This is a genomic window from Microbispora sp. H10830 (assembly GCF_014161375.1).
Lineage (GTDB): Bacteria > Actinomycetota > Actinomycetes > Streptosporangiales > Streptosporangiaceae > Microbispora > Microbispora catharanthi.
Genome location: NZ_JABBWX010000001.1, coordinates 86,160 through 103,734 on the forward strand (window position 1 = coordinate 86,160; position 17,575 = coordinate 103,734).

Below are 17,575 nucleotides of genomic sequence, written 5' to 3' on the forward strand. Positions count from 1 at the left end.
CGGGTCAGGCGCCGAACCAGCCGGGCACGTCGAGGCGGAAGACGTCCTGCGGCGTCACCTTCCGCAGGTCGGCCTCCAGGTCCCTGAGCCGCTCGTCCCCGATGACGGCGGCCCAGCGCGCCCGCAGGTCGTCGAAGATCCGGGCCGAGCGCGCCAGGACGTCCACCCCCCACGGCGTGAGCCGTACGATCTTGCGGCGCGTGTCGCGGGGATCGCGCGCGCGCTCCACGTAGCCGAGGCGCTCGAGCGTCTCGATGGTCTTGCCCGCCGCCTGCTTGCTGACGCCCAGCGTGCGGCCCAGCTCCACCGCGGTCGTGCCCTGCGTGCCGATCGCCTGCATGACGAATCCGTGCATGGGACGGGCGTGCGGATGCCCCTGACGGGCGAGCTCGGCGTGCAGCTCGTCGATGAGGACGCGAAAGCCGAGGAAGAGCCGCAGGGGCAGCTCGAAGCCGGGCGGGTCGATTGACACGGATAGACAACCTGGTTCACTATTACCGACAACGACGTTGTCTATCTTAGGAGACGCCGGCGATGTCTGTCATCCGCCATGCCCAATGCCGCAGATCCGAGACCCCGGCCGGGGTCATGACCACCTACGCCTCGCCCACCCTGGGCGGCGCCACGCGGGCCGTGTGGCGCGTCGAGGCGACCCCCGCGACGAGCGGGCCGCTGCACGACTTCGACGCCGAGCAGGTGTGGACGTTCCTCGGCGGCACCGCCACCGTCGAACTCGGCGGCGAGACGTTCACGGTCGCACCCGGCGACACCGTGGTCATGCCGCCCTCGACCCCGCGGCGCGTCACGGCGGGCGCCGATGAGGGCTTCACCGCCGTCGTCACCGCCCCCGCCGGGGCCAGGGCCGTCCTGCCCGACGGCACCGTGCACGGCGTGCCGCCCTGGATCGCCTGACCTCCGCCCCTCCACCTTCTCTCACCCTTCCCCCGCGGACCGGCCCGGCGACCCGTCCGGCACCCGGACCGCCCTGTCACCCAGGAGTCACGCATGCCCGTCATCCGTTCCGCCGACAGCCGCAGGAACACCACTCCCAACGGCGTCATGACCACCCTCGCCTCGCCCACCCAGGGAGGCGCCACCCAGGCCGTCTGGCGGGTGGACATGCCGGCCGGAAACAGCGGTCCCCACCACGCCAGCGACGGCGAGCAGGTGTGGACCTTCCTCACCGGCGGCGCGACCGTCGAACTCGACGGCGAGACCGTCGCCGTCGAGGCCGGAGACACCGTCGTCATGCCCGCCGACGTGAGCCGCCGGGTGCACGCCGGCGCGGAGTCCGGCTTCAGCGCGATCGTGGCCGCGCCGGCCGGCTGCGAGGTCTACAACCCCGGCGGGATGACCGCCGCGGACGCCTGCGACCTCGCGCCCAAGGGGACCGACCGGCTCGTGCCGCCCTGGGTCCGCTGACAGGCCCGCGCCCGCGCGTCTGCGGGCGCGCGGGTTCGACCGGCGGACCCACAGGCCGCCTCTGGCGGAGTCCCGGACACCTCTGATGAAGTCCCGGACGCCTCGGCGGCAGGGCGGATCGGGTCTCGCGGGCTTCCTGTGGGCGAACTTCCCGGCGGGCGGGTGCGGATGTCCCGGGTGCCCGGGACACGGACGGTCCACCATTGCGGCGTACCGTTCCGGCTCTCGCCACCGCCCCGCAGAACCCCCGGGGCTCACCCCTTTCCGACTGAGGAGGCCCCGTATGCGTAAGGTGTTCTTCGGCTTCGCCGTTCTGCAGCTCGTCGTCGTGCTCGCCCAGTTCTACCTCGCCACGTTCGGCGCGTTCGAGGCCCCGCACCCGGCGCCGGGCGACCCGGACGCCGCCATCAACTACCACGTCACGAACGGCTCGCTGGTGATCCCGCTCGTCTCGCTGCTGACCGCGATCACGGCCCTTGCCGCCCGCGCGGGCGGCAAGGTCGCGGGCCTGTCGATCCTGCCGTTCGTGCTGGCGGCGGTGCAGCTGTTCGTGATCTTCCCGCTGGCGGAGCTCGCCGGCACGACGGACACCGCGACGACCACGGCCGGCCTGGTCGTCATGGGCTTCCACGCCCTCGACGGCGTGGCGATCCTCGCCGTGGCCGTCGTCGTCGTGCGGCGAGCCCGGGCCCTGGTCAAGGGCGTGCCGGTCGCGGCGTCCGCCGGCGCGCACGTGGCGGCGTGACCACCGCCCGGCGCGTGCGGTCAGGAGCGGAGGTAGGCCAGCACCGCGAGGACGCGGCGGTGCTGGTCTCCGTCCTCGGCGTACAGGCCGAGCTTGGTGAAGATGCCGCGGATGTGCTTTTCCACAGCGCCTTCCGTGACGACGAGGCGGCGGGCGATCGCGGGGTTCGACCTGCCCTCGGCCATCAGCGACAGGACCTCGCGTTCACGCGGTGTCAGCGACGCCAGCGGGTCGTCCCGCCGCCGCCGCACCATCAGCTGGGCGACGACCTGGGGGTCGAAGACCGTCCCCCCCGCGGCGACCCGCCGCAGGCCGTCCATGAACTCCTCGACGTCGACCACGCGGTCCTTCAGCAGGTAGCCGACCGCCCCGCGAGCGTCGGCCAGCAGGTCGTCCGCGTACGACACCTCGACGTACTGCGACAGGATCAGCACGGGCGTGCCCGGCACCTTCTCCCGCGCCTCGACGGCGGCGCGCAGGCCCTCGTCGGTGAACGTCGGCGGCATCCGCACGTCGACCACCGACACGTCGGGCCGGTGGGCGACGACGGCCTTGACCAGGTCCTCCCCCGTGCCCACGGTCTCGACGACCTCGCAGCCGAACTCCTCCAGCAGGCGGACGAGCCCCTCCCGGATGAGGACGGCGTCGTCGGCCACCACTACGCGCACGGAACCTCCGCCGTGATCAGTGTCGGCCCGCCCGCCGGCGACCGCACCGACAGCTCGCCGTCGACGGCCCGCAGCCGGTCGGCCAGGCCGGACAGGCCGTGTCCCTTGGCGACGTGTGCGCCGCCGACCCCATCATCCCCGATCGTGAGGATGAGCGTGTCGCCGATCCTGGTCAGCCCGACCGAGCAGGACGTCGCCCTGCTGTGCTTGGCCACGTTGGTGAGCGACTCGGCGGTCACGAAGTAGATCGTGTTCTCGATGAGCGCGGGATACCGCTCGGCCGTCTGGACGTCCAGCTCGACGGGCACCGTGCAGCGGCCGGCCAGGGCGGCGAGCGCGGGAGCGAGGCCGCGGTCGGCGAGGATCGGCGGGGCGATGCCGCGCGACAGCGCCCGCAGCTCGTCCAGGGTCTCCCGGGTGGCGCTGATGGCCTTGCCGATCGTGTCGTGCGCGGCCGTGGCGTCCTTCCGCAGTTCCCGCTGGGCCCGCGACAGCTCCATCGCCAGATGGACCAGGCGCTGCTGGGGTCCGTCGTGGATGTCGCGCTCCAGGCGGCGCAGCGCGTTCGCCTCCGCGTGGGCGGCGGCGTGACGGCCCTCGGTGAGGTCGTCGATGCGCTCCTGCAGCTCGGCGACGCCGGTCAGCAGCGCCCGGCCCAGCGACGCCTTGATCAAGGCGCAGGAGCGGACGACCGGATAAAGGGTGATCGCGGCGACCACGCCGATCGCGACGTAGAAGACGCTGTTGATCACGTAACCCTGGCCGAGGCCGAGGAGCTCGGGCAGCTCGGTGTTGCCGGGGATGTTCGAGGTGATCCAGCCGTACAGCGGATAGGTCAGCCCGGCGAGAGCCAGCGCCCACCAGGTGACGGTCACGCAGAACGCGACGATCGCGACCGGGAAGGCCAGCAGCGCGTGCAGCACGTCGAGCCAGGGCTGGCCCCCGGCGAGCGGGGTGACGGTCTTCCGGAACACCCCCGCCCCGGGCGGCGATGTGGGATATCGCGGCCGGGGCACGTCCCTGCCCAGCACCGCGCGCATGCGGAGCCGTTCGACGTCGCCCATCCCCCGGGCGATGAGGAGGGTGAGAGCGAGGACGGGGACGCCCAGCCAGACCACCAGCAGGCCGGTGCCGGCCGACAGGCCGGCCACCGTGAGGCAGAACGTGATGATCGCAAGGGGGAACCCCACGAGGATATAGATCGTGTCGCCGCCGAGGCGGGAGAAGAATCGGCGCATGTCCCCAACGCTATTGACCCGCCCGCCGCGGATCGATCCGGCGGACGGCAGTCCCGGGGGTAGGGCAGTCCCTACCCCCGGGGCCCGGCGGCCTCGACCAGGATCTTGAGCAGGTCCTCCGGGGCGTCGCGCATGAGGTTGTGCCCGCCCCCCAGGGCGTACGTCGTCCACGCGGGGTCCTCGCGCAGCCGCTCGTACGTCGGGGTGAAGGGGGACTCGCCCTGCCAGCCCGCCGCGTACACGTAGATTCGGCGCCCGACGCGCGCGGGGTCGCCGGTCAGCCGGAGCGGCTGGAGCAACGAGGCGATCGGGTGGGGGGTGGCCCGGGGGTCGAAGAACGGCAGCGGTCGCGTCGCGTGACCGGTCTCCACCACGTCGGCGTACCACTGCCGTTCCCGGTCGGAGACCAGGCTCCAGCAGGAGTCGCCGTCCCCCGGCACGACGGCGTCCAGGTAGACCAGACCGGCCACCCGGCCGGGCAGGCGGTCGGCGACGCCGGTGATCACCATTCCCCCGTAACTGTGGCCGACCAGCACGGCGTCCCGGACGTCCTCGGCCTCCAGCACCCCGGTGACGTCCCGGATATGCGTGTCGAGGTTCACCGCGCCGTCCAGCAGGTGGGCGCGTTCGGCGAGCCCGGTCAACGTCAGCGCGACGGCCCGGTGCCCGTGGTGACGCAGCCCCTCGCACAGCTCGCGGAAACACCAGCCGCCGTGGCACATGCCGGGGATCAGGACGAACGTGGTCATGGTGTGCCTCACTATCTCGTGGACGCGTCCGCGTCGGATGTCTTCTCGGCCGAACCCGCTCTGGCCCGGCGGGAGGGATTCGCGAACGCCGCGATCACAGCCGCGGCGGCGCACAGGATCGCCGTCCACGCCAGGGCGGCGGCGGTCGAGGTGTGGTCGGCGACGAGTCCGGCGAGCCACGGGCCCGCGGTCTGCCCGCCCGCGAAGATCGTGGTGAACGCCGCCAGGGTGGCCGTCCAGTCGGCGGGCGGGGTGTTCGCCTTGATGAGCGCGGTGACGGCGGCGGGCACGCCCATGAACGTCGCCCCGTAGAGGATCGCGGAGGCGAGGATGACCGGCGGCGCGGGCGCCGTCATCGCCAGCGCCGCGCCACCGCCCAGAAGACCGAGCAGCACGGCCAGGGCCCGGGTGCCGGGCCACTCCGCGGTCGGACGGCTCCACAGCGCGGGCGCCGCCACCACGGCCAGGCCGAGCGCCGTCCAGGTGAGCACCACCTGCCCGAGCGGCGCGTGCCGGTCGGCCAGATAGGCGGACAGGAAGGTGATGTAGGTGATGTAACCGGCGGCGAACAGCAGGTAGGCCAGGGCGATCCCCCACAGTGGCCGCACGTGGACCCGCCCGGCGGTGGCGGTCTGCGCCTCTCCCCCCGTCTGCGCATCTCCCCCCGCCTGCGCTTCCCCCCGCGCCTGTGCCTTCTCCCGCGCGTGTGCCTCCCCGTCGGCCCGGGCGGCGGTCCAGCTCAGCAGCGCCGCCAGCCCGGCGGCCACGCCCAGGCCGGCCCAGGCCAGGTGAAGGTGGTCGCCCAGCGGCGGGATGCCGGCGCCGCCGACCAGGATGCCCAGCCCGGCGCCCGCGAAGTACACGGTGATGGGCGCCCCGGAGGCGGCGCGGACGGCGAGGCGCGACGCGATGACGCCACCGGTGACGAACACCGCGGCGCCCGCCACCCCGGCGGCGGCTCGCGCCGCCAGCAGCACCGGATAGGCGTCGCTCGTCGCGGTGACCGCCAGCGCCAGCGCGGTGAGGACCATGCCCCACCGGAAGGTGGCCGCCGTGCCCAGGCGGCGTACGACGACCGGGGTCGCCAGCGCGCCGAGCAGATAGCCCAGGCCGTTCGCGGCGCTCATCGCCCCTGCTTCGGCCAGTGACCAGTGCAGTTCGTCCCGCATCGCCGGAAGGAGCAGCCCGTACGCGAAACGCGCCAGCCCGAGCGCCGACGCGGTGCCGAGAGCCAGCCGCGCCGCCGGCCACGTCTCCCGCCGGGCCGGCGTGCCGATGGCGAGGAGGTCGGGCATGACGGACTCCTTGAGATCGAACCGATCGGTACGATCTCGGAGCGTAGCAGTGCATCGAACCGATCGGTACCATCTAGGTATGCCGGTTCCCAAGGGCTCGACGATCGACCCGGAGCGCACCCGCGCCGCCATCCTGGAGGCGGCCACCGCCGTGCTGTACGAGCGCGGGCTCGACGGCGTCGGCGTCGCCGAGCTGTGCGCCCTCGTCGGGGTGTCGAAGGAGACGCTCTACCGGCACTTCGGCACGAAGGACGGGCTCGTGGAGGCCATGCTCCTGGCGCGCAGCGAACGGGTGACCCGCTGGCTGGCCGACGCCGCCGCGGCGGCGGGGGACGACCCCCGCGACCAGCTCGCCGCCGTGTTCGACGCGCTGCGGGAGTGGTACGAGGACCCGGCCTTCCGCGGCTGCGCGATGGTGAACGCGTCGGCCCAGCACCATGTCGAGGCCGTGCGCGCCATCACCACGCGCCACCTCGACCGCTACCTCGACCTGCTGACCGGCATCGCCGAGCGCTCCGGAGCCGCCGATCCGCCCCTCCTGGGGCGCCAGCTGCTCATGCTGGTCGAGGGCGCCACCGTCGTCGCCGCGCACCACGGCGCGGCCGGCACGGGCGAGCAGGCCCGCCAGGCGGCGCTCGCCCTGCTGTCGGCCGCCGCCAGAACCAGCGGCGGAGACTGACGCCCCGGGACCGGCCGGGCGTTACTTCTTCTTGCGCTTCTCGCGGATCTTCATCGTCACCTCGATCGGAGAGCCCGCGAAGCCGAACTCCTCGCGGATGCGGCGCTCGAGGAACCGGCGGTAGGTCTCCTCCAGGAACGCCGAGGTGAACAGCACGAACTTCGGCGGCTCCGTGGACGCCTGGGTGGCGAAAAGGATCTTCGGCTGCCGGCCGCCGCGCACCGGCGGCGGGGTGGCCTGCAGCAGCTCGGTGAGGAACTGGTTGAGCCGGGCCGTCGGCACCCGCGTGCCCCACGAGTCCAGGGCCCGTTCGATGGCCGGGGCCAGCTTCTCGACGTGGCGGCCGGTCTTCGCCGAGATGTTCACCCGCAGCGCCCAGGGCGTGCGGACGAGCTGCCGGTCGATCTCCTTCTCCAGGTAGTACCGCCGGTCCTCGTCGACCAGGTCCCACTTGTTGAACGCGACCACCATCGCCCGGCCCGACTCGATGACCAGGCCGAGGATCCGCAGGTCCTGCTCGGTCAGCACCTCGGAGGCGTCGATCAGCACGACCGCGACCTCCGCCCGCTCCAGCGCGGCCCGCGTGCGCATCGCCGCGTAGAAGTCCGCGCCCTTCAGCTCGCGGTCCCGCCGCCGGATGCCGGCCGTGTCGATGAACCGGTACGTCGTGCCGCCCAGCTCGATCAGCTCGTCGACCGGGTCGCGGGTGGTGCCGGCCATCGGGTCGACGAGCACCCGCTCCTCCCCGGCGAGCTTGTTGAGCAGCGACGACTTGCCCACGTTGGGCTTGCCCAGCAGGGCGATCCGGCGCGGGCCCCGCCGCTCGCCGAACGTCTGCGGCGGCGTCTCGGGCAGTGCGTCGAGCACGATGTCGAGCAGGTCGCCGCTGGCGCGGCCGTGCAGGGCGGAGACGGGGTGCGGCTCGCCCAGGCCGAGCGACCACAGCCCGGTCGCCTCCAGCTCCATCTGCTGGTTGTCGACCTTGTTGGCGGCCAGCACGACCGGCTTGCCCGAGCGGCGCAGGACCGCGCCGACGGCCTCGTCGGAGTCGGTGACCCCGACGCTGGCGTCCACGACGAAGAGGATCACGTCGGCCAGCTCGGCCGCGATCTGCGCCTGCTCGGCGATGCGCAGGGCCATGCCGGTCGCGTCGGGGTCCCAGCCGCCGGTGTCGACCAGCGTGAACCGCCGGCCCCGCCAGGTCGCCTCGTACGTGACCCGGTCGCGGGTCACGCCGGGCACGTCCTCCACGACCGCCTCACGACGGCCGATGATGCGGTTGACCAGTGTCGACTTGCCGACGTTGGGGCGCCCCACCACGGCGACGACCGGCAGCGGGCCCGAGTCGGGCTCCCGCTCCGCCTCCTCCGTGGATAGCTCGGCGAGCTCGGCCTCGATCCAGCCGCCCTCGTCCTCGTCGTACTCCCCCGTCACGTCCATACCCTGCCTCATCGGCTCTTCCCGTTCTCCCCGGCCTCCCGTGAGGCCTCCCGGCGGACCGCTTCCGGGGCCGGGCTCGTTCGTACGTCGCACCGCGTGGCCCACTCCGGCGCGGCGGACGCGGCGCGGGAAGCGGTCAGGCGGTGCGTGCGGGCGTCAGACCCGCTCCTTGACGAGCCGGAGCACCTCGGCGATCACCTCGTCCAGGTCCAGCGGCGTCGTGTCCAGTTCCACCGCGTCCGCGGCCATCGCCAGCGGGTCGGCCTTGCGCGTCGAGTCGAGGGCGTCGCGCCGGGCCATCGCGGCCCTCTGCGCCTCCACGGTCGTCCCGTCCAGCTCCGCCGTACGGCGCAGGGCGCGCGCCTCGGCGCTCGCCGTGAGGTAGATCTTGACGGGCGCGTCCGGCGCGACCACGGTGCCGATGTCGCGGCCCTCGACCACGATCCCGCCGCCAGGCAGGGACTCGGCGATGATCTCCCGCTGCAGGGCCACCAGCCGGTGGCGCACCTCGGGCACGGCGCTCACGGCCGACACCGCGCCGGTCACCTCGGGGCCGCGGATCGGCCCGTTGACGTCGACGCCGTCCACGGTGACGCCCGGCGCGTCGGGGTCGGTGCTCATCACCAGTGTGGGCTCGGCGGACCTCGCGGCGATCTCGGCGGCGTCCTCCAGGTTCACGCCCCGCTGGAGCATCCACCAGGTGACCGCGCGGTACATGGCGCCCGTGTCGAGGTATCGCAGGCCAAGCGCCCGCGCGACGCCCCGCGAGGCACTCGACTTGCCCGATCCCGAGGGACCGTCCATGGCGACGACCAGACCCGACACCGGCTCTCCTTCTCCCCTTCGAATCGTCGCCCCCGAGGCTACCGGGATACCGCCGGAAAGCATGCATCGGCGGCGGGACAGGGCCGCCCGCGCGATCCTCTCGCGTTCGCCGGCAGTACCCGCGAGACGGGTCTCAGGCGGTCTCCTCGGCGGTCCCGCCGAGCAGCCGGGCCGCCCGCGCCTCCTGGGCCAGGCGGCGCAGGGATGCGATCACGGGGTCGCCGAGAGCGGTCCAGATCACGATCGCCTCGGCCATGGCGTGCAGGTCGCCCCGCCGGCTGATCGCCCGCACCTCCGTGTCCGCCAGGTGCTCGGCGGTCTCGGCGTAGGTCTCCAGCAGGTCCAGGTAGTCGTCCTCACCGAGGCGCCGCAGGGTCGCCAGCGCGTCCGCCAGCGTCCGCCTGGCCGGATTGCCCGGCTTGACCTGCCAGCCCCGCCGGGCGATCAGCTCGTCGACCTGCGCTGCGGCCTCGTCCCAGGCGTCGTCCTCGGCGCGTTCCCTTGGCGGGGTCAGCGCGTACTGCGCCTTGCCGAGCACGTCGAACTCCGAGATGCCGGACGAGAAGATCAGCGCGAGCGCCTCGCGGGCCGAGGCCACCGGCAGCCCGCCGACCTCGACCAGCGCCCTGGCCAGCCGAAGCCGCCTGACGTGCTCCTCGTCGTACCGCGCCTGGTTGGGGCCGGTCCGCTCTCCCTGCGGGACCAGCCCCTCCCGCATGTAGTACTTGATGGTCGGGATCGGGACCCCGGTCCGCCTGCTCAGCTCCGCGATCCGCATGTCCCTCTCCCTCGCCGCACCCTCACAGGATAGGCCCGGGGCTTGCCCGCACCCACAGATATGGATAGCGTCGCTATCGGTCAATTATGGATAGTGACACTCTCTACTATCGGAATGAGGGAAGCGCATGTTCGGCGCTCTGGGCCGCTTCGCGGTCCGTCACCGTCGCCTGATCCTGCTGGGCGCGCTGCTGTTCACCGTGGTCGCGGGCGTGTGGGGCGCCGGCGTCTTCGGCCGCCTCGGTGGCGGTGCGGGCTTCGACGACCCCGGCAGCCCGTCCTCGCACGCCGACCGGCTGCTCGCCGGACCGCTGGGCCGTCACACGGCCGACGTCGTCGTCCTGTACGAGAGCGACCGCCTCACCGTGGACGACCCCGCCTTCGCCGGGCCCGTACGCCGGGCCCTCGACGCGCTCCCCCGTCAGGACGTCGTGCGGCTGGAGTCGTACTGGTCGACCGGCTCACCCGGCTTCGTGTCGGAGGACCGGCACGCGACGTACGTCACCGTGCAGTTCCGCTCCCCCGACGACCAGGAGCGCGTACGGGCCCTGCGCGGCATCCGGGACAGGTTCGAGGTCGAGGGCCTGACTGTGCGGTTCGGCGGCCTCACCGCGATGACCGACCAGGTCAACAGCACGATCGCGCGCGACATCGGCCTGGCCGAGGCGATCTCGGTGCCGATTCTGCTGATCCTGCTGGCGGTGGTCTTCCGCAGCCTCCTGGCGGCGGCGCTGCCCCTGGCCGTCGGCGTGGTCGCCGCGCTCGGCACGATGGCGGTGCTGCGCCTTGTCACGCTGGTCGCCGACGTCTCGACGTTCGCCATCCAGGTCGTCACGGTGCTCGGCCTCGGCCTGGCGATCGACTACGCGCTGCTCGCGGTCACCCGGTTCAGGGAGGAGCTCGGCAGGGGCGCGTCCGTCGCGACGGCGGTGGAACGGACGACGGCCACGGCGGGCCGGACGATCGCGTTCTCCGGCGCGGTCGTGGCGCTGTCGTTCGCGGGCCTCGCGGTGTTCCCTTCGCGGTTCCTGCTGTCGATGGCGTACGCGGGCGCCGCCACGGTCGTCCTGGCCGTGCTGACCTCCCTCACCGTGCTGCCCGCGCTGCTGGCGGCCGTCGGCCGACGGGTCGGCCGAAGGGAGCTCGGCCGGCAGGCCGGCCAAGGGGGGCTCGGCCGCGCCCGGCCCGCCGCCTCAGGCGCGCGGTGGTATCGCCTGGCCCACGCCGTCATGCGGCGGCCCCTCGCGAGCGCGCTCGCCGTCGTCGCGGTGCTCGTGGCGCTCGGCCTGCCCTTCCTCGGTGTGAACTGGGCCAGGCCCGGCGACTGGGTGCTGCCCTCCGGCGCCGACGCGCGCGCCGTGACCCGGGAACTGGCCGAGCGCTTCACCGCCGACCCCGCCAAGATCGTGACGGCCGTCGTCGAGGCGCCGCGCGCCCTGGACAGGGCGGCGCTGGACGGCTACGCCGCCCGCCTGGACGCCGTGTCCGGAGTGGAGAGCGCGGCCGTCACCGGGACCACCGGCGCTCTCGCCAGGATCACCCTCGGCTACGCGATGGACCCGATGTCTCGCGCGGCCGTGCGGATGGTCGAGGACCTGCGGGCCGTGCCGCCTCCGGCCGGGGCCGTCGCGTCGTTCACCGGGATGCCCGCCTCGCGGGTGGACATCGTGGACATGGTCGTCACCCGCCTGCCGTGGATGGCGCTGTTCGTGGCCGTCGTGTCGATCGCCCTGATGTTCCTGGCGTTCGGCTCGGTGATCCTGCCGATCAAGTCGGTGCTGCTGAACCTGTTGTCGCTGTCGGCGTCCTTCGGCGCCATCAAGCTGATCTTCCAGGATGGCCGGCTGGCCGGGCCGCTCGGCTTCGAGCCCGTCGGGGCCGTCGACGTGAACTTCCCCGTGCTGATCGTCGCGATCGCCTTCGGGCTGGCGATGGACTACGAGATGTTCCTCCTGTCGCGCGTACGCGAGGAGCGCGAGCGCGGGGCCGATCCCGCGGAGGCGATGGCCCGCGGGCTGGCCAGGACGGCCGGGGTGGTCACCAGCGCCGCCCTCCTCGTCGCCGTGTCCGTCGCGGGCTTCGCCTTCTCCAGCGTGACGATCATGAAGATGATCGGCGTCGGCCTGGTGATCGCGGTCGCCGTGGACGCGACGATCGTGCGCGGCCTGCTGGTGCCCGCCACCATGCGGCTGCTCGGCGAACGGGCGTGGTGGGCGCCCCGGCCCCTGGCCCGATGGTGGCGGCGGCACGGCCTGCCGGAGCACGCTCCCGCGGTGCCCTCCCCCGAGGAGGCGGTCACCAGCCTCTGAGATCGGGTCTTCCGCGCGCCGGTTCCGCGCTCGTTCCGCGCTCGTTGTGGGCCCCCGCGGATCCTCCTGTAGCTTCCTCCGCGTGTTGACCTTGCCCCTGGGTGAAGCCCCAGCATCGTCGGCACCGGCCATGGCGGCCGGGACGAGGAGGAGTGGTGCGGGAGCTGCTGACCATCGGGACGTTCGCACGGGCCGCCCGGCTGTCGCCCAAGGCGCTACGGCTGTACGACGAGGTCGGGCTGCTGCGGCCGGCCGCGGTGGACGGCGAGTCGGGATACCGCTACTACGACCCGGCCCAGCTGGAGCGGGCCCGCCTGATCGCCTGGTTGCGGCGGCTCGGCATGCCGCTGGAGCGCATCCGGCGGGTGTGCGACCTGCCCGTGCCGGACGCGGCCGAGGAGGTGGCCGCGTATTGGCGGCACGTCACGGCCGAGACCGAGGCCCGGGGCCGGCTCGCCGCCTTCCTCGTCGACCACCTGTCGGGAAGGGGCAGCGCCGTGAGGGACACCAGGACCATGCCGGGGATCCGTTACGCCGCCCGGTCGGAGCCGGGACCGGTGCGGACGAGCAACGAGGACGTCGCGTACGCCGGCGAGCGGTTGCTGGCGGTGGCCGACGGGATGCGGGGCCCGGGCGGCGACCGCGCCGGCGCGGCGGCCGTCGACGCGCTCAAGCGCCTGCAGACCCTGTCCGTGCTCCCCGAGGACCTGCTCGGCGCGCTCGCCGACGCCGTCGGCGACGCCGAGCGGGCGATCCGGGACATCGCCGCCTCGACACCCTCGGGAGAGGCGGTCACCACGCTGACCGCGCTCGTGTGGTCCGGGTCGCGGCTGGCGCTGGTGCACATCGGCGACAGCCGGGCGTACCTCTTCCGCGACGGGGGACTGTTCCAGATCACCCACGACCACTCGTACGTACAGTCGTTGATCGACGAGGGCCGGCTCACCCCGGAGGAGGCCGTCTCCCACCCCCGGCGCTCGCTTCTGGTACGCGCGCTGACCGGCACCGGATCCTCCCTGCCTGATCTGTCGATGCACGAGGCCGTCCCCGGCGACCGTTACCTGCTCTGCACGGACGGCCTGCCGGGTGTCGTGCCGGTCGGCGTGCTGCGCGAGACCCTCGCCGGTCCCGGCGATCCGCGGCAGGTCGTCGACGAGCTGATCGACCGGGCGTACGCCGCCGGCGCCTCCGACAACGTGGCCTGCGTGGTCGCCGACGTGGTAGCCGACACCGCGGCTGACCCGGTGGCCGACACGGTGGCTGACACGGTGGCTGACACGGCGGCGGAGGGATCCCCGGCCGCCGGCGACGGCGGGGCCGCGCGATGAGCGCCACGACGGTGCGGCCGCCCCGTTCTTCCACCTGTTCCTCCAGGCCGGCCTCCGTGTGGGCCTTCACCGTCGACTGCCGGCCGCTCGCCATCCCGGCGTTCCGCCGGATGTGGGCCGCCTCGGTGATCTGTGCTGTGGGCGGGTCCTTCAGCGTGGTCGCGGTGCCGACGCAACTGTTCACGGTCACCGGCTCGTCGGCGGCCGTGGGAGCCGCCGCGGGGGTGTCGTTCGCCGCGCTGGTCGCGGCGGCGGTGTGGAGTGGCGCGCTCGCCGACCTGACGGACCGGCGGACGATGCTGCTCGCCGCCGACCTCGGTCTGGCGCTGACGTACGCGGCGCTGTGGCTCCAGGCGGTCCTGGGTGGCCGCTCCGTCCCCGTCCTGCTGGTGGCGGTGGCCTTCCAGGGGCTGACCTACGGGACGGTCCTGACGACGACGGGGGCCACCGTGCCCCGCCTCGTCCCGGCCGAGCTGCTGCCGGCGGCCAACGGCCTCAGCTCGCTGGTCCGCTACGGCGGGTCGATCCTGGGGCCGATGCTCGCCGGTGTGCTGGTCCCGGTTGCAGGGCTCGGCACGCTGTACCTGTTCGACGCCGTCGCGCTGCTCGCCGTGGTGTGGGCGGTCGCCATGCTGCCGCCGCTGCCGCCTCCCGCCGCGGGCACGAAGGACGCGGCGGGCACGGCGGGCGCGGCGGGCAGCCGGATGCTGGCCGGGTTCCGATACCTGGCGACCGACAGGCTGCTGGTGGCGGTGCTGGCCGTGGACCTCGCGGCCATGGTCTTCGGCATGCCGTCGGCGCTGTTCCCCGAGCTGGCCCGTCACGTCTTCGGTGGCACGGCCGGGGGCGGCACGGAGACGGGACTGCTCTACGCGGCCTACCCCGCCGGGGTCTTCGCGGCCGGGCTGCTGTCGGGCACGTTCACCCGCGCGCGGCGCCACGGCGCCCTCGTGGCGGGCGCCGCCGTCGCATGGGGGATCGCCGTCGTGTTCGTCGGCCTGGCCGCCGAGCTGTGGATCGCGCTGGCGGCGCTCGTGCTCGGCGGCGCGGTCAACTTCGTGCTGAGCACCTTCCGCACCACGATCATTCAGGCGCACACCGGCGACGCCGTACGCGGGCGCGTGCAGGGCGCGCTCACCGTCGTGCTGGTCGGAGGGCCGCAGATCGCGAATCTGCTGCACGGTTCTGCCGGCGCCGCGTTGCACGGTCTCACCAGCGCGCCCCTGCACGACACCGCGGGCGTGTTGTCCGGCCCGCGCGTCGTCATCTGTGCGGGCGGACTGCTCACCGTGGTCAGCGTGACGGCGATCGCCTGGGCGATCCCCGACCTGCGCCGCTACATCGCCCCCGCTCCCGCCACCGCCCCGGGGCCGGGGCCGGTGGCCGGTCTGACATCACCGGCCTTACCGGGAGACCGGGTCAGCCCGGCACCTGCCAACCGCGCTCGCGCAGGCCGTGGGTGAGCGCTTCCGCCGCCTCCGGGCGGACGTACAGCTCGGCCGCGCCGAGCTCCAGTCCGGTGGCGTGCTCCAGGCGGATGTCCTCGATGTTGACGCCCGTCTCGCCCGCGGCCTGGACCAGGCGGGCCAGCTCGCCGGGACGGTCGCCGATGAGCACCTGGACCACCGCGTACGTCCGCGCCGGACCGCCGTGCTTGCCGGGGATCCTGCCGGTCCCCCGCACGCCGCGCGACAGGAGGTCGGTGACCTGCCCCATGGCCGCGCCGTCGCCCGCCAGCGCGCGAAGCGAGCGGGCGGCGGCGCTCAGGTCGTCCACGAGCGCCTCCAGCACCTCGGCGACGGGCAGCGCGTTGCCCTCGAGAATGCCGGTCCACAGCGCGGGGTCGCTGGCGGCGATGCGGGTCACGTCGCGCACGCCCTGCCCCGACAGCCCGAGCGCCGTCTCCGACGCCTCCGCCAGCCGGGCCGCCACCGCGGCGGCCGTCACGTGCGGGGCGTGCGAGACGACCGCGACGGCGCGGTCGTGCTCGGCCGCGTCCACCCGCACGGCGTTGCCCCCGCACAGCGAGATCAGCCGCTCCACCGCGGCCACCGCCCGCGGGGACGCCTCGTCCGTCGGGCAGTACGCCCACGGACGGCCGAGGAACAGGTCGGCGCGGGCCGCCGCCGGGCCGGACCGCTCGCGGCCCGCCAGCGGATGCCCCGCGACGTACGTCGTCAGGTCGCAGCCGAGCTGGGCGGCCTGGGCCAGCGGGAGCGCCTTCACGCTCGCCACGTCGGTGTAGAAGCGGGCGCTGTCGCGCTTTTGCAGGTCGAGCAGTTGCTGCGCGACGAACTGGGGCGGCACGGCGACGACCGCGAGATCCGCCCGCTGCTCGCCGGTCCAGTCCTCCCCCGCGCCCAGTTCACGCGCGAGCCGTACGGCTCCCGCGTCCCGGTCGGCCAGGAAGACCCGCACGTCCCGCTGCCGCAGCGCCAGTGCGATCGACGTGCCGATGAGGCCCGTTCCCACAACGACCACACTGCCGATCCCGGCGTCCTCGATGGGAGTCATCGTGCTCTTCCTGCCGTCGCCGTCCCCAGGTGCGCTGTCCCGCGACGGATGTCTCGTGGGTGGATTGTTGATGGTTCGCCGGCCCCGCCGTCCCGGCGTGGCCCTGCCGGGCGACGCCTACCGGGCGATGCTCGATGGGCGATGCCTATCGGAGGGTGCTCATTGGGCGATGTCCACGCGCAGCGCCACGGCGCCGCGCAGGTACACGTGCTGGATCTCCTGCCGGGGACGGTCGGTCTGCACGTGGGCCATCAGCCGCACCACGCGCGGAAGCGCGCCCGGCACGTCGATCTCGCTCGCGCACAGCAGGGGCACGTCGTGGAACCCGAGCTTGCGCGCGGCCAGTGCGGGGAACTCGGCGGTGAGGTCGGGCGTGCACGTGAAGATCACGCTGATGACGTCGTCGGTCGTGAGGTTGTTGCGCCCCATCACCTCGGTCACCAGCTCGGTCGTCCCGGCGAGGATCGCGTCACGATCGTTGCCCTCGACCTGGATGGCTCCGCGAATCGCCCGCACCATGTCGTTCCCCTCTCGCTGGGACGGGCCGGTCTCCTGCGGAGACGAGCCCGGCCCATCTACGTGACTTTCAGCCAATTCTGCCCGGCTTGCGACTTTCGTCCGCCGCGCGGAAAGGCTACAGGCCGACCGCCGCGTACAGCTCACCGATCTCCTGCACGGTGAGCGTCCGGATGGTTCCCGGCTTGAGCCGGCCGAGCTTGACCGGGCCGAACTCGATGCGGGCCAGGTCGATCACCCGATGCCCGACCGTCTCCATCACCCGCCGGACGATGTGCTTGCGGCCCTCGTGGAGAACGATCTCGACCAGCGCCTGCTGGCCGTGCTCCTGCACCACCCGGAACTCGTCCACCTTGGCCAGGCCGTCCTCCAGCTCCACGCCCTTGCGCAGCACCTTGTGCAGGTCGCGCGGAACGGGACCGGGCACCTTGGCCCAGTACTTCTTCTGCACGCCGTAGCTCGGGTGGGTCAGCCGGTGAGCCAGCTCGCCGTCGTTGGTCAGCAGCAGCAGGCCCTCGGTCTCGGTGTCGAGACGTCCCACATGGAACAGCCGGGGCGCGAGGTCCTGCACGTAGTCGTTCAGGCACGGCCGGCCCTCGGGGTCGTCCATCGTGCTCACCACGCCGATCGGCTTGTTGAGCGCGTAGTAGACGGTCTCCGAGGACGTCGGGATGCGCTTGCCGTCGACCCGGATGACCTGCTTGGCGGGATCGACGCGCGCGCCGTAGCGGCGCACCGTCTGTCCGTCCACCGACACCCGGCCTTCGCCGATCATCTCCTCGCACGCCCGCCGGCTGGCCACCCCGGCCTGGGCGAGCACCTTCTGCAGCCGCTCACCGTCCGGCACCTCGGTCGTGTCGCGCTCGTCGGTGTAGTCCTCGTCGTAGAAGTCCGGGTCGCGCAGCGGCTGCCGGGACGTCTTGAACGGGTTGCTCACCGGGCCGCTCGCGCCGGGGCTCTTGAAACCTCCCGCGGGCCGCGCCGCGCCGCGCGAGCCTCCGCCGGCTCCGGCGCCGCCGAACCGGCCGCGCCCGCCGCCGAGACGGCCGATCGTCTGCACCTCGTCGCGG

General features: G+C 73.5%; 18 protein-coding genes. 7 read left to right on the forward strand and 11 right to left on the reverse strand.

The window, feature by feature from the left end:
- Positions 1 to 4: 4 nt before the first annotated feature.
- Positions 5 to 472: a MarR family winged helix-turn-helix transcriptional regulator gene (locus HHX35_RS00430; protein ID WP_182897073.1), complete on the reverse strand. Its 468-nt coding sequence runs from the start codon at positions 470 to 472 to the stop codon at positions 5 to 7.
- Positions 473 to 534: 62 nt separating this feature from the next.
- Between HHX35_RS00430 and HHX35_RS00435 the strand changes: the two genes are divergently transcribed.
- From HHX35_RS00435 to HHX35_RS00445, 3 genes are all read left to right on the forward strand, one after another.
- Positions 535 to 912 carry a cupin domain-containing protein gene (locus HHX35_RS00435; protein WP_182897074.1) on the forward strand — a complete coding sequence of 126 codons (378 nt, stop codon included), beginning with the start codon at positions 535 to 537 and terminating at the stop codon, positions 910 to 912.
- A gap of 93 nt (positions 913 to 1,005) precedes the next feature.
- Positions 1,006 to 1,422 (forward strand): cupin domain-containing protein, encoded by a 417-nt coding sequence (locus HHX35_RS00440; RefSeq protein ID WP_139574281.1) that lies wholly within the window; start codon positions 1,006 to 1,008, stop codon positions 1,420 to 1,422.
- A gap of 283 nt (positions 1,423 to 1,705) precedes the next feature.
- Positions 1,706 to 2,167: a DUF6220 domain-containing protein gene (locus HHX35_RS00445; RefSeq protein ID WP_182897075.1), complete on the forward strand. Its 462-nt coding sequence runs from the start codon at positions 1,706 to 1,708 to the stop codon at positions 2,165 to 2,167.
- A 20-nt stretch (positions 2,168 to 2,187) separates the two neighbouring features.
- Here HHX35_RS00445 and HHX35_RS00450 read toward each other — a convergent pair whose 3' ends face one another.
- From HHX35_RS00450 to HHX35_RS00465, 4 genes are all read right to left on the reverse strand, one after another.
- Positions 2,188 to 2,835 (reverse strand): response regulator transcription factor, encoded by a 648-nt coding sequence (locus tag HHX35_RS00450; protein ID WP_182897076.1) that lies wholly within the window; start codon positions 2,833 to 2,835, stop codon positions 2,188 to 2,190.
- Positions 2,826 to 4,073, reverse strand: coding sequence for a sensor histidine kinase (locus tag HHX35_RS00455; RefSeq protein WP_182897077.1), 1,248 nt, complete (start codon positions 4,071 to 4,073; stop codon positions 2,826 to 2,828). Before HHX35_RS00455 ends, HHX35_RS00450 begins: the two co-directional genes overlap by 10 nt.
- Positions 4,074 to 4,144: 71 nt before the next feature.
- Positions 4,145 to 4,822 carry an alpha/beta fold hydrolase gene (locus tag HHX35_RS00460; protein WP_182897078.1) on the reverse strand — a complete coding sequence of 226 codons (678 nt, stop codon included), beginning with the start codon at positions 4,820 to 4,822 and terminating at the stop codon, positions 4,145 to 4,147.
- Between the two features lie 11 nt (positions 4,823 to 4,833).
- The gene (locus HHX35_RS00465) at positions 4,834 to 6,117 is read right to left on the reverse strand and encodes a YbfB/YjiJ family MFS transporter (RefSeq protein ID WP_182897079.1); all 1,284 of its coding nucleotides are present in this window, start codon (positions 6,115 to 6,117) and stop codon (positions 4,834 to 4,836) included.
- Between the two features lie 79 nt (positions 6,118 to 6,196).
- On the opposite strand from HHX35_RS00465, the gene HHX35_RS00470 reads away from it, so the two are divergent.
- Positions 6,197 to 6,796 (forward strand): TetR/AcrR family transcriptional regulator, encoded by a 600-nt coding sequence (locus tag HHX35_RS00470; RefSeq protein WP_182897080.1) that lies wholly within the window; start codon positions 6,197 to 6,199, stop codon positions 6,794 to 6,796.
- Between the two features lie 21 nt (positions 6,797 to 6,817).
- On the opposite strand, the gene der is transcribed toward HHX35_RS00470, so the two are convergent.
- The 3 genes from der to HHX35_RS00485 all read right to left on the reverse strand — a co-directional run bounded on the left by der (position 6,818) and on the right by HHX35_RS00485 (position 9,839).
- The gene (gene der, locus HHX35_RS00475; protein ID WP_205825697.1) at positions 6,818 to 8,236 is read right to left on the reverse strand and encodes a ribosome biogenesis GTPase Der; all 1,419 of its coding nucleotides are present in this window, start codon (positions 8,234 to 8,236) and stop codon (positions 6,818 to 6,820) included.
- A 156-nt stretch (positions 8,237 to 8,392) separates the two neighbouring features.
- The gene (gene cmk / locus HHX35_RS00480) at positions 8,393 to 9,040 is read right to left on the reverse strand and encodes a (d)CMP kinase (RefSeq protein ID WP_259404711.1); all 648 of its coding nucleotides are present in this window, start codon (positions 9,038 to 9,040) and stop codon (positions 8,393 to 8,395) included.
- Between the two features lie 154 nt (positions 9,041 to 9,194).
- Positions 9,195 to 9,839 carry a MerR family transcriptional regulator gene (locus HHX35_RS00485; RefSeq protein ID WP_182897082.1) on the reverse strand — a complete coding sequence of 215 codons (645 nt, stop codon included), beginning with the start codon at positions 9,837 to 9,839 and terminating at the stop codon, positions 9,195 to 9,197.
- 127 nt (positions 9,840 to 9,966) lie between these two features.
- On the opposite strand from HHX35_RS00485, the gene HHX35_RS00490 reads away from it, so the two are divergent.
- The 3 genes from HHX35_RS00490 (at position 9,967) to HHX35_RS00500 (ending at position 14,938) form a co-directional block, all read left to right on the forward strand.
- A complete protein-coding gene (locus tag HHX35_RS00490; protein ID WP_182897083.1) occupies positions 9,967 to 12,147 on the forward strand; it encodes an MMPL family transporter in 2,181 nt (726 codons plus the stop codon).
- 155 nt (positions 12,148 to 12,302) lie between these two features.
- Complete coding sequence (locus tag HHX35_RS00495) at positions 12,303 to 13,475, forward strand: MerR family transcriptional regulator (protein ID WP_310738820.1); 1,173 nt, start codon at positions 12,303 to 12,305, stop codon at positions 13,473 to 13,475.
- Positions 13,472 to 14,938, forward strand: a complete 1,467-nt coding sequence (locus HHX35_RS00500; protein ID WP_182897085.1) for an MFS transporter — start codon at positions 13,472 to 13,474, stop codon at positions 14,936 to 14,938. Before HHX35_RS00495 ends, HHX35_RS00500 begins: the two co-directional genes overlap by 4 nt.
- On the opposite strand, the gene HHX35_RS00505 is transcribed toward HHX35_RS00500, so the two are convergent.
- From HHX35_RS00505 to HHX35_RS43025, 3 genes are all read right to left on the reverse strand, one after another.
- Positions 14,895 to 15,989: a prephenate dehydrogenase gene (locus HHX35_RS00505; protein WP_139574294.1), complete on the reverse strand. Its 1,095-nt coding sequence runs from the start codon at positions 15,987 to 15,989 to the stop codon at positions 14,895 to 14,897. The genes HHX35_RS00500 and HHX35_RS00505 overlap by 44 nt on opposite strands.
- A gap of 159 nt (positions 15,990 to 16,148) precedes the next feature.
- Positions 16,149 to 16,508: a chorismate mutase gene (aroH, locus tag HHX35_RS00510; protein ID WP_182897086.1), complete on the reverse strand. Its 360-nt coding sequence runs from the start codon at positions 16,506 to 16,508 to the stop codon at positions 16,149 to 16,151.
- Positions 16,509 to 16,623: 115 nt separating this feature from the next.
- Positions 16,624 to 17,565, reverse strand: a complete 942-nt coding sequence (locus HHX35_RS43025) for a pseudouridine synthase (protein ID WP_310738821.1) — start codon at positions 17,563 to 17,565, stop codon at positions 16,624 to 16,626.
- Positions 17,566 to 17,575: the final 10 nt, after the last annotated feature.

Excerpts from the sequence above, each read along its gene's own strand:
- HHX35_RS00440 (WP_139574281.1), top strand. The coding sequence starts at position 1,006 with ATGCCCGTCATCCGTTCCGCCGACAGCCGCAGGAACACCACTCCCAAC.
- HHX35_RS00455 (WP_182897077.1), bottom strand. The coding sequence starts at position 4,073 with ATGCGCCGATTCTTCTCCCGCCTCGGCGGCGACACGATCTATATCCTC.
- aroH (WP_182897086.1), bottom strand. The coding sequence starts at position 16,508 with ATGGTGCGGGCGATTCGCGGAGCCATCCAGGTCGAGGGCAACGATCGT.
- HHX35_RS00460 (WP_182897078.1), bottom strand. The coding sequence starts at position 4,822 with ATGACCACGTTCGTCCTGATCCCCGGCATGTGCCACGGCGGCTGGTGT.
- HHX35_RS00465 (WP_182897079.1), bottom strand. The coding sequence starts at position 6,117 with ATGCCCGACCTCCTCGCCATCGGCACGCCGGCCCGGCGGGAGACGTGG.
- HHX35_RS00490 (WP_182897083.1), top strand. The coding sequence starts at position 9,967 with ATGTTCGGCGCTCTGGGCCGCTTCGCGGTCCGTCACCGTCGCCTGATC.
- HHX35_RS00485 (WP_182897082.1), bottom strand. The coding sequence starts at position 9,839 with ATGCGGATCGCGGAGCTGAGCAGGCGGACCGGGGTCCCGATCCCGACC.
- cmk (WP_259404711.1), bottom strand. The coding sequence starts at position 9,040 with ATGGACGGTCCCTCGGGATCGGGCAAGTCGAGTGCCTCGCGGGGCGTC.
- HHX35_RS00505 (WP_139574294.1), bottom strand. The coding sequence starts at position 15,989 with ATGACTCCCATCGAGGACGCCGGGATCGGCAGTGTGGTCGTTGTGGGA.
- HHX35_RS00500 (WP_182897085.1), top strand. The coding sequence starts at position 13,472 with ATGAGCGCCACGACGGTGCGGCCGCCCCGTTCTTCCACCTGTTCCTCC.
- HHX35_RS00445 (WP_182897075.1), top strand. The coding sequence starts at position 1,706 with ATGCGTAAGGTGTTCTTCGGCTTCGCCGTTCTGCAGCTCGTCGTCGTG.
- HHX35_RS00470 (WP_182897080.1), top strand. The coding sequence starts at position 6,197 with ATGCCGGTTCCCAAGGGCTCGACGATCGACCCGGAGCGCACCCGCGCC.
- der (WP_205825697.1), bottom strand. The coding sequence starts at position 8,236 with ATGGACGTGACGGGGGAGTACGACGAGGACGAGGGCGGCTGGATCGAG.
- HHX35_RS00435 (WP_182897074.1), top strand. The coding sequence starts at position 535 with ATGTCTGTCATCCGCCATGCCCAATGCCGCAGATCCGAGACCCCGGCC.